Source organism: Duganella phyllosphaerae (genome assembly GCF_001758785.1).
In the GTDB taxonomy this organism is placed as follows: domain Bacteria; phylum Pseudomonadota; class Gammaproteobacteria; order Burkholderiales; family Burkholderiaceae_D; genus Rugamonas; species Rugamonas phyllosphaerae.
Genome location: NZ_LROM01000063.1, coordinates 1 through 13,882, shown reverse-complemented (window position 1 = coordinate 13,882; position 13,882 = coordinate 1). Strand labels below are relative to the sequence as shown.

Annotated in this window: 10 protein-coding genes and 1 pseudogene; 3 read left to right on the top strand and 8 right to left on the bottom strand. The window is 67.4% G+C overall.

Translation table 11 applies throughout. The annotated features are described in order from the left end of the window. The 6 genes from DUPY_RS07140 to DUPY_RS07115 form a co-directional block, all read right to left on the bottom strand. Window positions 1-386: HutD/Ves family protein (locus DUPY_RS07140; protein ID WP_070247141.1), on the bottom strand; the 386-nt coding region annotated here is incomplete at its 3' end. After that, window positions 383-1,756, bottom strand: coding sequence for a formimidoylglutamate deiminase (locus tag DUPY_RS07135; protein WP_070247140.1), 1,374 nt, complete (start codon window positions 1,754-1,756; stop codon window positions 383-385). The genes DUPY_RS07135 and DUPY_RS07140, both read right to left, overlap by 4 nt. Continuing rightward, complete coding sequence (gene hutG, locus DUPY_RS07130) at window positions 1,753-2,541, bottom strand: N-formylglutamate deformylase (protein WP_070247139.1); 789 nt, start codon at window positions 2,539-2,541, stop codon at window positions 1,753-1,755. The genes DUPY_RS07135 and hutG overlap by 4 nt, the downstream gene beginning before the upstream one ends. 13 nt (window positions 2,542-2,554) lie before the next feature. Then, complete coding sequence (gene hutH / locus DUPY_RS07125; protein ID WP_070247138.1) at window positions 2,555-4,099, bottom strand: histidine ammonia-lyase; 1,545 nt, start codon at window positions 4,097-4,099, stop codon at window positions 2,555-2,557. Beyond that, window positions 4,096-5,787 (bottom strand): urocanate hydratase, encoded by a 1,692-nt coding sequence (gene hutU, locus DUPY_RS07120; protein ID WP_070247137.1) that lies wholly within the window; start codon window positions 5,785-5,787, stop codon window positions 4,096-4,098. The genes hutH and hutU overlap by 4 nt, the downstream gene beginning before the upstream one ends. A 60-nt stretch (window positions 5,788-5,847) precedes the next feature. Next, complete coding sequence (locus tag DUPY_RS07115) at window positions 5,848-7,515, bottom strand: amidohydrolase (protein ID WP_070247136.1); 1,668 nt, start codon at window positions 7,513-7,515, stop codon at window positions 5,848-5,850. Between the two features lie 96 nt (window positions 7,516-7,611). On the opposite strand from DUPY_RS07115, the gene msbA reads away from it, so the two are divergent. Beyond that, window positions 7,612-9,459: a lipid A export permease/ATP-binding protein MsbA gene (gene msbA, locus DUPY_RS07110; RefSeq protein ID WP_070247135.1), complete on the top strand. Its 1,848-nt coding sequence runs from the start codon at window positions 7,612-7,614 to the stop codon at window positions 9,457-9,459. Here msbA and DUPY_RS07105 read toward each other — a convergent pair. Then, window positions 9,444-10,258 (bottom strand): annotated as a pseudogene (locus tag DUPY_RS07105) (2OG-Fe(II) oxygenase). The gene msbA and the pseudogene DUPY_RS07105 sit on opposite strands and share 16 nt — an antisense overlap. Before the next feature lie 5 nt (window positions 10,259-10,263). Further along, the gene (gene ada, locus DUPY_RS07100; protein ID WP_070247134.1) at window positions 10,264-11,361 is read right to left on the bottom strand and encodes a bifunctional DNA-binding transcriptional regulator/O6-methylguanine-DNA methyltransferase Ada; all 1,098 of its coding nucleotides are present in this window, start codon (window positions 11,359-11,361) and stop codon (window positions 10,264-10,266) included. A gap of 130 nt (window positions 11,362-11,491) precedes the next feature. Here ada and hutC point away from each other — a divergent pair, with 130 nt between their 5' ends. Further along, on the top strand, window positions 11,492-12,223 hold the full coding sequence (gene hutC / locus DUPY_RS07095; protein WP_070247133.1) for a histidine utilization transcriptional repressor HutC: 732 nt from the start codon (window positions 11,492-11,494) through the stop codon (window positions 12,221-12,223). A gap of 222 nt (window positions 12,224-12,445) precedes the next feature. Further along, window positions 12,446-13,882, top strand: a 1,437-nt coding sequence (locus tag DUPY_RS07090) for an ABC transporter substrate-binding protein (RefSeq protein WP_167359040.1), incomplete at its 3' end; no start/stop codon positions are given.

Below are 13,882 nucleotides of genomic sequence, written 5' to 3'. Positions count from 1 at the left end.
CTGCCGCAGACCACGAACGGTTCGATCCGGTGGCGGTAGCGGCCGCGCCGGGTAAGGACGTTGAAGTCGAGCGTGGATTGCCCATGGACGGTGGCGTGGACGGCATCCTCGCCGGCAAACTCCACCAGCGGTTCGCTGGGACTGAGCACCACGCGCTCGTCGCCGAAGTCGAGCAGCACGCCGTCGCCGGCGACCATCACCAGCGTGCGGTCGACGCCGGGAAACTGCGAGAACGGACCGTCTTCGGCAATGCTGGCCAGGCTCACGCGCCAGTCGAAATCGTCGATGCCGGCGCCGGGCGGCGACATCGCCAGTTCGGTGGTGACGCCGCCGCCGTTCTTCCACGGCGTGGGCCGCAGGCTTGCATACTGGATTAGCCGGTTCATCGGAACTCCCTCAGTTCTGCCATCGTTTGCTTGAAGCGCGCCGCAATCGGCTGCTGCGCCACGTGTTGTGCGTTGCGTACCACCCACCTGCCACCGGCCATGACGTCGCGCACCAGGTTGTCGTTGCCGCTGAAGACCAGGCTGCCCAGCACCTCGTGCAGCGCCAACCCATCCAGGTTGGGATGCGCATCGTCGAGCACCAGCAGGTCAGCCCGGCGGCCCGGCGCCAGCGCGCCCACCGGCCGCCCAGCCGCCTGCGCCCCGCCCTGCAAGGCGCCCTGCCATAAAAAGTCGCCCACCTGGCGCTGCTCTTTTGACACAGCGATATTGCGGCGCTGCTGCTGCAGGCGCTGGCCATACTCGAGCCAGCGCAGTTCTTCCACCGGGCTTTGCGACACGTGGCTGTCGCTGCCGATGCCAAAGCGTCCTCCCACCGCGAGGAAATCCTCGAGCGGAAACAGGCCGTCGCCCAGGTTGGCCTCGGTGGTGGGACACAAGCCCGCCACCGCGCCGCTGGCGGCGATGCTGCGCACTTCGCCGTTGGTCAGATGCGTTGCATGGACCAGGCACCAGCGACCATCGACCGCCACCTGGTCGTATAACAATTCCACCGGGCGCCGGCCGGTGTGGTCCAGCGACTGCTGCACCTCCGCCTGCTGCTCGGCGATATGCACATGCACCGGCCGCCCCGCTGGCAAGACCGCCAGCACCTGGTTGATCTGCGCAATCGATGCCGCACGCAGCGAATGCGGCGCCACGCCCACCTCGGTCTGGCCATCGCGCAGCGGCGCCAGCGCCTCGATCACGCGCAGCACGTCGTCGGCATCGGTGCGGAAACGCTGCTGCTCAGGCTTCAGCGGGCTGTCGTTAAAACCTGAATAACTATACAACACCGGCAGCATGGTGACGCCGATTCCCGCCAACCGTGCGGCGGCAATCACGCGCTCGGCGGTTTCGGCCGGCCGGTCGTACCAGTCGCCATTCGGCTGGCGTTGCACGTAGTGGAATTCGCACACCGAGGTGTAGCCGTGGCGCAGGCATTCGGAGAACAGCTGGGCGGCAATCGCCTCGATGTGGTCGGGCGTGATGTTGCGTGCGAAGCGGTACATCAGGTCGCGCCAGGTCCAGAAGCTGTCATGGCTGCCAGGACCATCGGCGGCAAATTCCGTGCGCCCGCCCAGCGCGCGCTGGAAACTGTGCGAGTGCAGGTTGACCATGCCGGGCAGCGCATACGCTACCCGCTCGACGCCGGCCGGCGGCGTACTGCCGGGAGTGACGTCCACCAGGTCGCCGGCCACGCTCCATTCAAGCAGCACATCGTTGCGCCAGCCATCCGGTAACAGCGCATGGCGGGCGAAGAGTTGATTCATGCCGTCACCCAGTCGGCCGCCGCCTGCGTCATCTCGCGCAGCAGGCCCTGCACGTGTACCGCGCGATCGGGCCGGTAGCCGTACGGCGCTTCCTCGTCCATGTACACCGACTGGCACATCTCCAACTGGATCGCGTGCACGTTGATGTCTGGGCGGCCATAAAAGCGCGTGATATAGCCGCCCTTGAAGCGGCCGTTGACGGCCACGCTGTAGCGGTCCTGCACCAGCGCGCGCGACACCACGGCGTGCGCCAGGCCCGGCGCGCAAGTCGTGCCATCGGCAGTGCCGAAGTTCAGGTCGGGCAGCTTGCCCTCGAAAAAGCGCGGCACCTTCGAGGCGATCGAATGCGCGTCCCACAACGCCACCCGGCCGTGGATGGCCAGCAGCCGGTCGAGCTCCGCGCGCAGGCGCGCGTGGTACGGCTGCCAATACAGCTGCAGGCGCCGTTCCACCTCGGCCTGGTCGGGCACCTGGCCGTCCAGGTACAGCGGCTCGCGGTGAAAGGTATCGACCGGGCACAGGCCGGTGGTGTCCTGGCCCGGGTACAGGTTGGTGTTTTCGGGCGGGCGATTCAAATCGATCGCGTAGCGCGACCAGCGCGCCGAGATGGTCGAGGCGCCCATCTCCTGCAAAAAGCCGTACAGCCGCGCCAGGTGCCAGTCGGTATCCTGGCGGTCGGTGGCGGCTGCGGTCATGGTGGCCGCGATCTCGTCGGGGATGTCGGTGCCCACGTGGGGCATGGACACCAGCAAGGGGATGGTGCCGGCCTGGAACTGGTAATCCATGTCGTCTCCGTTGTTATGGATGTAATGCTGCAAACAGCTCGCGGCACGAGGCGCTCAGTTCCCCGCGCATGACCATGCCCTTTGCAGCCTCGATATCAGGCGCGAAGAAGCGGTCGGCGTCAAAAAACGGCACCGACCGGCGCAGCTGCGCATGGACGTGCTCGAGGTGCGGCGCGGTGGTGAGCGGACGATGGAAATCGATGCCCTGCGCGGCCGCCATCAGCTCGATGCCGATGATGACCGCCGTGTTCTCCGCCATATCGTCCAGGCGCCGCGCCGCGTACGTCGCCATGCTGACGTGGTCTTCCTGGTTGGCGGACGTGGGAATGGTATCCACGCTGCCCGGGTGCGCCAGCGACTTGTTCTCGGACGCCAGCGCGGCGGCGGTGACGTGGGCGATCATGAAGCCGGAATTGACGCCCGGCTCGGGCACCAGGAACGGCGGCAGGCCAGACAGGGTCGCGTCGATCAGGAGCGCGATGCGGCGCTCGGCGATGCTGCCGATCTCGGCGATCGCCAGTGCCAGCGTGTCGGCCGCAAAGGCCACCGGCTCGGCGTGGAAATTGCCGCCCGAGACCACCACCGACAGTTCGCCATCCTTGAACAGCAGCGGGTTGTCGGTGACGGCGTTCGCTTCGATCAGCAGGGTGCGCGAGGCGTTGTTGATGATGTCCCAGCAGGCGCCCATCACCTGGGGCTGGCAACGCAGGCAGTACGGGTCCTGCACCCGCTCGTCGCCCACCAGGTGCGAGGCGCGGATCGCACTATCGGCCACCAGTTGGCGGTAGATGGCGGCAGCGGCGATCTGGCCCGGCTGGCCGCGCACTTCGTGCACGCGGGCGTCGAACGGTGCATCGCTGCCCTTGGCGGCGTCGAGCGACAGCGCGCCCGACACAAAACCCGCCTCCAGCAGGCGCTCGGCCATGAACAGGCCGTGCAGCGCCAGCGCGGTCGACACTTGCGTGCCGTTGATCAGCGCCAGGCCTTCTTTGGCGGCCAGCACCACCGGCGCGATGCCGGCGGCCTGCAACGCTGCGGTGGCGTCCATCAGGGTGCCGTTCATGCGCACCTGGCCCACGCCCAGCATGGCCAGCGTCATGTGCGACAGCGGCGCCAGGTCGCCCGAAGCGCCTACCGAACCCTTGGCGGGAATGGCCGGCATGATGCCGGCGTTGTACAGCGCGATCAGGGTGTCGATGATGAGCGGGCGCACGCCCGAGTAGCCGCGCGCCAGGCTGCCGATCTTCATCAACATGATCAGGCGGCAGACGGCGTCCGACACCAGCTCACCGGTGCCTACCGAGTGCGACAAAATAAGGTTGCGTTGCAGCTGTTCGAGCTTGTCGTCGGGGATGCGGGTTTTGGCCAAGAGGCCAAAGCCGGTGTTGATGCCATAGGCGGCGTCGCCCTTGGCGACGATGGCGCGCACGGCGGCGGCCGACGCTTCGATCACGGGATAGGCGTCGGCGGCTAGCGCCAGCGGTGCGGCTTGGTTCCAGACGGCGCGCAAGTCGGAGAGCGTCAGCGCGCCCGGTTTTAAAGTGAGGGTCATCATCATTTGATCATTGGAAGGTTGAGGCCATTGCGCTGGGCGCAGGCGATGGCGGTATCGTAACCGGCGTCGGCGTGGCGCATCACGCCCGAGCCGCTATCGTTGACCAGTACCCGCGCCAGGCGCTTGGCGGCGGCGTCGGTGCCGTCGGCCACGATCACCACGCCCGAGTGCTGCGAGTAACCCATGCCCACGCCGCCGCCGTGGTGCAGCGACACCCAGGTAGCGCCACCGGCGGTGTTGAGCAAGGCGTTGAGCAAGGGCCAGTCGGAGACGGCGTCGGTGCCGTCTTTCATGGATTCGGTTTCGCGATTGGGGCTGGCGACCGAGCCGGTGTCGAGGTGGTCGCGGCCGATCACGATCGGCGCTTTCAGCTCACCGCTGCGTACCATCTCGTTGAACGCCAGGCCAGCCAGGTGGCGCTCGCCCAGGCCGAGCCAGCAGATGCGCGCCGGCAGGCCCTGGAAGGCAATCCGTTCGCGCGCCATGTCGAGCCAGCGGTGTACCTGCGCATGGTGCGGAAACAGTTCCTTGATCTTGGCATCGGTTTTATAGATGTCTTCCGGGTCGCCCGACAGCGCCACCCAGCGGAACGGCCCGCGCCCCTCGCAGAACTGCGGCCGGATGTACGCCGGCACGAAACCGGGGAAGTCGAAAGCGTTGGCCACGCCGTGGTCGAGCGCCACCTGGCGGATGTTGTTGCCGTAATCGACCACTTTCGCGCCGAGCGCCTGGAAGTCCAGCATCGCCTGCACGTGCACCGCGCACGAGGCGGCAGCGGCATCTTTCAATTGCGCGTGACGGGCCGGGTCGGCCTGCGCCGCCTTCCATTCCTGGACGGTCCAGCCCTGCGGCAGGTAGCCGTTGATCAGGTCATGGGCCGAGGTCTGGTCGGTGACCATGTCGGGCGCCAAACCGCCCGCGCGGGCGCGGCGCACCAGTTCGGGCAGCACGTCGGCGGCGTTGCCGAGCAGGCCGATGGAAATCCCGTCGCCATTGGCCTTGTGCTGCGCGATCATGGCCAGCGCTTCGTCGATGCTGGCGGCCTGCTTGTCGAGGTAACGGGTACGCAGGCGGAAGTCGATGCTCGACTGCTGGCACTCGACGGTAAGCGACACCGCGCCGGCCATGGTGGCGGCCAGCGGCTGGGCGCCGCCCATGCCACCGAGGCCGGCGGTGAGCACCCAGCGTCCTTTGAGGTCGCCGCCGAAGTGCTGGCGCCCCGCTTCGGCAAAGGTTTCGTAGGTGCCCTGGACGATGCCCTGGGTGCCGATGTAGATCCACGAGCCGGCCGTCATCTGGCCGTACATGAACAGCCCCTTGCGGTCGAGTTCATTGAAGTGTTCCCAGTTGGCCCACTTGGGCACCAGGTTGGAGTTGGCGATCAGCACCCGTGGCGCATCTTCATGGGTCTGGAACACGCCCACCGGCTTGCCGGACTGGATCAAGAGGGTCTGGTTGTCTTCCAGTTCGCGCAGCGAGGCCAGGATCTGGTCGTAACAGGCCCAGTCGCGCGCGGCGCGGCCGATGCCGCCGTAGACCACCAGGTGCTGCGGGTTCTCCGCCACCTCCTTGTCGAGGTTGTTCTGCAACATGCGGTACGCGGCCTCGGCGCCCCAGTTCTTGCAGGTCAGCTCGGGGCCGCGCGGGGCGCGGATGTCGCGGGTGGGGTCGAAACGCGGGTCCTGGTTCATATGAGCTCCTGCTCCTGGGGGTGGAAAGTGCCCCTAGCATAGGTTGTCTATACAACCAAGTCAACCGCCTTTTTTATAGACCCGCTTTCCTCCCATCCAGGTCTGCAGCACCACCGTCTTGCCCAGCTGCTCGGGCGGCGCCGTGAAGATGTCGCGGTCGATCAGGATGAAATCGGCCCACTTGCCCGGCTCCAGCGACCCGATCAGATTTTCCTGGCGTGCCGCATACGCGGCGTCGAGCGTGAAGCAGCGCAGCGCCTCGTCAAGCGTCATGGCCTGGTTCTTATACCAGCCACCAGCCGGCGCGCCGGCCGCGTTCTGCCGCGTGACTGCCGCGTGCAGGCCTTCGAACGGATCGGGCGGCTCTACCGGGAAGTCCGAGCCGCAGGCAATGCGCGAGCCCTGGTCGAGGAAGGTGCGCCAGGCGTAGGCGCCCTTGATGCGTTCGTGCCCCACCCGTTGCTCGGCCATGTTCTGGTCCGACGTGGCGTGCGTGGGCTGCATCGACGGTATGATGCCCAGCGTCTTGAAGCGCGGGATGTCCTCCGGCGTGACCACCTGCGCGTGTTCGATGCGGTGGCGCAGCGCGCCGGCGTTGTACTTCGGGATCAGCTGGGCGTAGGCGTCGAGGATCTGGTGGTTGCCGGCGTCGCCGATGGCGTGGACGTTGACCTGGTAGCCGGCCTTCATCGCCTTGTCCATCTTCGCCTGCATGGCGGCGTTCTGCTGGAACAGCAGCCCCCTGGTCGATGGCATGTCCGAGTAAGGCGCGATCAGCGCGGCGCCCCGGCTGCCCAGCGCGCCGTCCGAGAACAGCTTGACGGCGGCCAGCGCGTACGTGTCGTTGGCGTAGCTGGCGAGCGGGCCGTCCTTGGACAGCTCGTCGAACGCGGCGCCGGTGTCGGCGATCATGGCGTACACGCGGGTGGTGAGCTTGCCGTGGTCGGCGTAGTCGCGGTAGATGCCATCCTCGGCCACGGAGATGCCGGCGTCGTGCACGCTGGTCAGGCCCGACTTGGCCAGCAGCGCCAGCGCGTTGTCGAGCATGGCGCGCGCCTGGGCCGGCGTCGGCAGCGGCACCACCTTGTCGGCCAGCGCCATGGCGCTGTCGACCAGCACCCCGGTGGGGTTGCCCTTGGCGTCGCGCTCGATCTTGCCGCCGGCGGGGTCCGGCGTATCCTTGGTGATGCCGGCCATGGCCAGCGCCGTGCTATTGAGCCAGGTGGCGTGCACGTCCACCCGGCGCAGCAGCACCGGGCGGTCGCTCACCACCGCGTCGAGATCGGCGGCAGTGGGAAAGCGGCCCAGCTTCCAGGCTTCCTGGTTCCAGCCATTGCCGATGATCCAGGCATTCTTGGGATGGGCGCGGGCAAAGTCCGCCACCGCGCGCAGCGCCGCCGGCAGCGACGTGGGCGTAAACAGGTCCACGCCGGAGGCGATTTCGCCCAGCCCGAACACGTGGCCGTGGGCGTCGATCAGCCCTGGCAGCAAGGTCTTGCCCTGGGCATCAACGTGCTTCGCACCGGGCAGCGCGGCGGCGGTTTGTGCCTCGCTGCCCGCCACCACCACCTTGCCCTGGGCGTCGAACGCCAGCGACGTGAACCGCTGCAGCGTACCGGCCGCCGTTAAGGTGTAGCCGTTGGCGTGGTCGATGACGGTCTGTGCCTGGGCCGGGGCCAGGGCGGTGAAGGCCAGCGCCAGGGCGGCGGGCGTAAGAGTGGTGCGCATCGTTTTCTCCATTCGGAACCAGGGTGCCAGTGTAGCGAAGTTTGCCGGGCGACAGGACGGGTACAATGGCGGTTTCGCCGAAATCACCACAACCCAGTGAACAGCCGCCAACTCTATTACCGCCTGCTCAAGGAATTCCGCCCATACCTGTGGATCGCGATCGCCACCCTGTTCGCGGTGGGCCTGGCCGCCGCCACCGACGTGCTGCTGGTGCGCCAGCTGCAAAGCGTGATCGACGCGCTGGCGCCGTCGCATGCGATCGGCGCGGTGCGCCCTCCCCCCACCGGCCTGACGGCAGTGGTGCAGAACTGGCTGACCAGCATCCTGCCCCAGAGTACCGGCAACATGGCGCTGTGGAGCATTCCGGCCGTGATCTTCGGCCTGGCCATGATGCGCATGCTGTCGAGTTTTGTGGGCGAATACGGCGCCGCGTGGTTGAGCAGCCGGGTGCAGGCCAACCTGCGTGAGCTCATGTTCGCCCGCATCATGCGCCTGCCCACCGGCTTTTTCGACCAGTCGTCCACCGGCACCACGCTCTCGCGCGTGGCGTTCGACGCCGCCCAGGTGGCGCAGGCCGGCCTGACGGTACTCAACGTGGCGGTGCGCGATTCGGTACTCACCACCGGCTACCTGATCACGATGTTCGTCTCGGACTGGCAATTGTCGCTGTTCTGCCTGATCCTGATGCCGCTGGTAGCGGGCGTGGTCACCTTTGCCGGGCGCCGCATGCGCAAACTGAGCCAGAGCGCGCAGGGGGCCATGGGTGACCTGACCAATGTGCTCGACGAGAGCATCAGCGGCCAGCGCGTGGTCAAGATTTTCGGCGGCCAGGAATATGAACAAACCCGCTTCGACCGCGTGGTCAAGCTCAATCGCCAGCTGGCCGTCAAGCACGCGGCCACGTCCGCCCTCAACTCCGGCGTGATCATGCTGCTGATCGGTATTACGCTCTCGTCGGTAATCTATTTCTCGCTGCTGCGCCACCAGGCCGGCGCGCTGTCGGCCGGCGACTTTGTCTCGTTCATCTTTGCGCTGATGGCGATGCAGTCGCCGATCAAGAACCTCACCAAGATCAACGAGCCGCTGCAACGGGGCCTGGCCGCCGCCGATTCGGTCTACAGCCTGATCGACACCGACACCGAAGCCGACACCGGCCAGCACACCACCGCCCGCGCCGACGGCCAACTGTCGTTCAAGGACGTGAGTTTCCAGTACCTGGGCGCCGACGGCACCCCGCTGGTGGCCGACGCCAGGCCGGCGCTCGATCAGGTGTCGCTCGATATCCGCGCCGGCGAAACGGTGGCGCTGGTGGGTAGCTCGGGTAGCGGCAAGACCACGCTGGCCAGCCTGCTGCCGCGCTTTTACGACGTGAGCGGCGGCGCCATTACGCTCGACGGCGTGGATGTACGCGCGTACGCGCTCGCCTCGCTGCGCCGGCAGATCGCGCTGGTCAGCCAGGACGTGGTGCTGTTCAACGACACGCTGGCCGCCAATATCGCCTACGGCGATCCGGCGCCGTCGCAGGAGCGCATCGAAGCGGCCGCGCGCGCCGCCCACGCCCACGAGTTCATCATGCGCCAGCCGCAGGGCTACCAGTCGCAGGTAGGGGAAAATGGCACGCGCCTGTCAGGCGGCCAGCGCCAGCGCCTGGCGATCGCCCGCGCCATTTACAAGGACGCGCCGATCCTGATCCTGGACGAGGCCACCAGTGCGCTTGACACCGAATCGGAACGCCTGGTGCAGCAAGCGCTCGAGCGCCTGATGCAGGGCCGCACCACGGTGGTGATCGCCCACCGCCTGTCCACCATCGAAAACGCCGACCGCATCGTGGTGCTCGACGGCGGCAAGATCCGCGAAGTGGGCAGCCACGACGAACTGCTGGCCAACAACGACATGTACGCGCGCCTGTACCACACGCAAAAAATCACTCAGGTAGCATCGTGAAAGATGAGGCCCAGCGTATGGCGTGAGCCGGCGCGTAGCCGGCTCACGCCGTGGCGCATGGCCACCCGGTAGACGTTGCCGCGCGCACCCTGCACCGGGCGGTGGTTGACCGGGAAGATCACCAGGTCGCCGCGTTTGAGGGGCACCACCTCCACCCGCGACTGCATGCGCGGACGCTGCTCGGTCAGCACGAACTCCCCGCCCTCGAATCCGCGCCCGGTTCGCTCAACAGGATCGCCGCCTGCAAGGGAAACACGTGTTCGCCATAGAGATCCTGGTGCAGGCAGTTGTAGTCGCCTGGGCCATATTGCAGCAGCAGCGGCGTGGGCCGGGCCTGGCCGGCGGCGTGGCAGCGGGCCAGGAAATCGGCATGGTCCGGCGGGAATCGCACGGCGATATCGAGCACCTCGTGCCAGCGGTTGGCAATCGCCGCCAGTGGCGCGTACAGCGACTGGCGCAGCGCGGCGATCACCGACGGCAGCGGGTAACGAAAATACTGGTACTCGCCGGCCCCAAAACCATGCTGCGCCATCACCACGCGGCTGCGAAACAGCTGCGGCTGCGCATATTGGGCGGCGACGGCCGCGCACTCGGGCGCGGTCAACAGGCCGGGCACGATGGCGTAGCCGTGGGCGGTGAGTTCATCCGCAACGGCTTGCCAGTCCAGCCCTGCCACGTGCACGGCAATGCCGGCGGCCGCGCCCACGCCCTGGCGGCCGGCATCGCGCGGTGCGTGAACCACCTCGCGCGGTGCGCGCTCCGGTGCGCCTTGCTGAAAATTCAACTCTCCGTTAGCCATGCGCGCTACTCCTGCCGTTCGCGGTCGAGCAGCGCGGCCTTGCGGTCGACGCCCCAGCGGTAGCCGGAAATGGAGCCGTCGTTGCGCACCACCCGGTGGCACGGTATCGCCACGGCCAGCGCATTGGCCGCGCAGGCGCCGGCCACCGCGCGCGCCCCCTTGGGCAGGCCCACCAGCTCGGCCAGTTCGGCGTAGCTGACGGTGCGCCCGGCGGGAATCGCGCGCAACGCCTGCCACACGCGCTGCTGGAACGCGGTGCCGCGCACGTCCAGGGGCAGGTCCAGGCCCAGTTCCGGGTGCTCCACCATGCCGACCACGCGCGAGACCACCTGCTCGTAGTCGGCCTCCGCGCCGATCAGCTCCGCCTTGGGGAACCGGTCCTGCAGGTCGCGCACAAGGAAATCGGGATCGTCGTCGAGCAGGATCGCGCAAATACCTTGATCTGTGCTGGCGACCAGGATGGCGCCCAGCGAGCAGGCCGCAATCGCAAAGCGGATCTGCGCGCCTTGCCCGCCGGCCCGGAATGCCGTGGGCGTCATGCCCAGCACCGCCGGCGCCTGCGCATAAAAGCGGCCGCTGGAATTGAAGCCGGCCGCGTACAAGGTGTCGGTGATCGACGCCTTGTACGCCAGTCCATCCTGCACCCGCCGCGCGCGGCCGGCGTTGGCATACGCCTTGGGCGTGATGCCGGTGGCCGCCTTGAAAATGCGGTGGAAGTGGAAGCGGCTCACGCCAACGGCCGCCGCCAGCGCGTCGAGGTCGGGCGCGTCGTCGCCCGCCTGGGCGGCGGCGTCGATCAGGGCGCAGGCGCGCGCCGCGATGGCAGCCTGGCGCGCGGCCAGCGGCGGCTGGTCGGGCTTGCAGCGCAGGCAGGGACGGAAGCCGGCCTGCTCGGCGTCGAGGCGGCTGGCGTGGAAGGCGACATTCTTGCGCAGCGCGGGCCGGGCCGCGCACGACGGCCGACAGTACACGCCGGTGCTGCGCACCGAGTACCAGAACACGTCGTCGGCGCCGGCGTCGCGTGCCTGCACGGCGGCCCAGCGCGCGGCGTCGTCGGCGTAGGCAAGGTTGAACAAAGCTGAGGAACCCATCTCGAACTCCATGAATGTATGGCAATGCAGCCATCGTAGCCACCGGCGCGGGCAGCCACACTCCGGCGCTTGCTTTCGAATTGTATGTCGATGCTAAAATGCCCGCGCAGCCGCCTTGGAGTGCGGCCTACGGAGACGCGGTTTGGACCAGCCAGCAAACAATCAACCACCTGACCATACCCCGATTTTCCAGCGGATCAAGGATTATTTACTGGCCCAGATCGGCGCCGGCGTGTGGAAGGAAGGCGACGTGATTCCTTCCGAGCAGGCCCTGGTCAGGCAGTTCGGCGTCTCGCGCATGACCGTCAACCGCGCCGTGCGCGAACTGACGGCCGAGCAGGTCCTCACGCGGCGCCAGGGTTCCGGCACCTACGTGGCCCAGCAAAAATACCAGTCCACCCTCTTGCAGATCAAGTCGATCGCCGAGGAAGTGCGCGCGCGCGGCCACGTCCACCGCAGCAGCCTGCAGCACCTGGAACAATTAAAGGCGAGCGAGTTGATGGCCAAGCAGTTCGAGCTGGCGGCCGGCCATCCGCTGTTCCACTCGGTGATCATCCATTTTGAAAACGGCGTGCCGATCCAGGTGGAAGACCGCTGGGTCAATCCCGACTGCGCGCCCGACTACATGGACCAGGACTTCGGCGCCATCACCCCCAACGAATACCTGATGCAGGCCGCGCCGCTGCAAGGGGCCAGCTACAGCATCGAGGCGCTGCCGGCTCCGCGCGAGATCGCCGACATGCTGGCCATCGAGGTGCGCCAGGCCTGCCTGGTGCTGCGTCGCCAGACCCTGTCGGGCGGGCGCATCGCCACCATCGCCACCATGTGGCACCCGGGACACCGCTACCAGTTTGCCGGCAGCTTCACCCAATAGTCCATCGCCTAAGTTGCTTTCAAGTAACAAGCAGCGACGACTGAAAAGTGCCTTGCAAATCTCACCCATTGTCACGAAAAACCGCAAAAATCTCTTCTTTTGCGCAGGCGTTTTCACGTCCGCGCAACACATGGCGATCTCGATCATGCGGCGTCAATTGCGGCCGTTAAAGCTGATATAGTTGCCCGCAGACAGAATAATCCGCCCCCAGAAAGGCCAACCTTGTTCCGCACGCGCATCCGCATCGCTTTGCCATCGTGGCGCCAGATGGCGCATCGGTGGGCCGCATGCATGTTCATGGCAGCCGGCGCGGCAGGGGTGCTGCACGCTGCCGACGCGGGCGCGGCCGAAAAAATCGCGATCCAGCTCAAGTGGCAACACCAGTTCCAGTTCGCCGGCTATTACGCGGCCCAGGACCAGGGCTATTATCGCGATGCCGGCCTCGACGTAACGCTGCTCGAAGCGACGCCGGGCAGCGACCCGGTGCAGGCGGTGGCCGAGGGCCGCGCCCAGTACGGCGTGGGCAATACCACGCTGCTGCTGGCGCGCGCGCTCGGTCAGCCGGTGGTGGTGCTGGCCTCGGTGTTCCAGCATTCCGCCGCCGCGCTGCTGGTACGCCACGGTCCCGATGGCAAACCGCGCCCCTGGCCCGGCAGCCGCATCATGATGGCGGCCAACAACGAGGAACTGACCGCCTACCTGAAAAAGACCGGGGTGCGCTACGACAGCATGGTCCAGCTGGCGCACACCTACAATTTCGACGATTTCCTGGCTGGCCGGGTGGACGCCATATCGTTCTACACCACCCAGGCGCTGTTCGCGCTCGAACGCAGCAAGGTGCCGTTCGAAGTGCGCTCGCCGCGCAGCGCCGGCCTCGATTTCTATGGCGACGTGCTCTATACCACCGAGAGCGAACTGCGCGAGCACCCGGCGCGCGCCGAAGCGCTGCGCCAGGCCACCCTGCGCGGCTGGCATTACGCCATGGCCCACCCGGCCGAGATGGCCGACCTGATCCGCGCGCGCTACCCCGAGCGCCACAGCCGCGAACAGCTGATGCATGAAGCCGCGCAAATGGTGCCGCTGCTGCAGCAGGACCTGGTGGAGCTGGGCTACAGCAATCCCGAACGCTGGCAGACCATCGCCCGCGCGTACCGCGAGCAGGGCATGCTGCCCGCCGACTTCCGCCTCGACGGCTTCCTGTACCAGCCGCGCGTGGTGCATCCGCTGCTGCGCTACGGCCTGCCGGTCCTGGGCGCAGTCATCCTGCTGGCAGCGGCCATCGCCATCTGGCGCCTGCGCCGCCAGGCGCTGGCGCTGCGGCGTGCGCGCCTGGAGCTGACCCGCTCCGAAAGCGTGGCCGGCTTGGCACTGGAGGGCTCCGGTGAGGGCGTCTGGGAATGGCAGCTCGACGCCGGCAAGCTGATACTGTCGGCGCGCTCGCGCCAGCTGCTCGGGCATGACGAGCAGGCGCCCTATCCGTCCAGCCTCGAACAATGGCGGTCCGATATCCACCCCGACGACATGGCCCGCGTGGACCGCAACGTGGACGAATACCTGGCGGCCAGCGCGGTGCACGATAGGCGCTTCGTCGTCGAACATCGCATGCGCTGCCGCGACGGCAGCTGGAAGTGGCTGCTGGCGCGCGGCACCGTCGTCGAG

Excerpts from the sequence above, each read along its gene's own strand:
- DUPY_RS07135 (WP_070247140.1), bottom strand. The coding sequence starts at position 1,756 with ATGAATCAACTCTTCGCCCGCCATGCGCTGTTACCGGATGGCTGGCGC.
- hutG (WP_070247139.1), bottom strand. The coding sequence starts at position 2,541 with ATGGATTACCAGTTCCAGGCCGGCACCATCCCCTTGCTGGTGTCCATG.
- hutH (WP_070247138.1), bottom strand. The coding sequence starts at position 4,099 with ATGATGATGACCCTCACTTTAAAACCGGGCGCGCTGACGCTCTCCGAC.
- hutU (WP_070247137.1), bottom strand. The coding sequence starts at position 5,787 with ATGAACCAGGACCCGCGTTTCGACCCCACCCGCGACATCCGCGCCCCG.
- DUPY_RS07115 (WP_070247136.1), bottom strand. The coding sequence starts at position 7,515 with ATGCGCACCACTCTTACGCCCGCCGCCCTGGCGCTGGCCTTCACCGCC.
- ada (WP_070247134.1), bottom strand. The coding sequence starts at position 11,361 with ATGGAGTTCGAGATGGGTTCCTCAGCTTTGTTCAACCTTGCCTACGCC.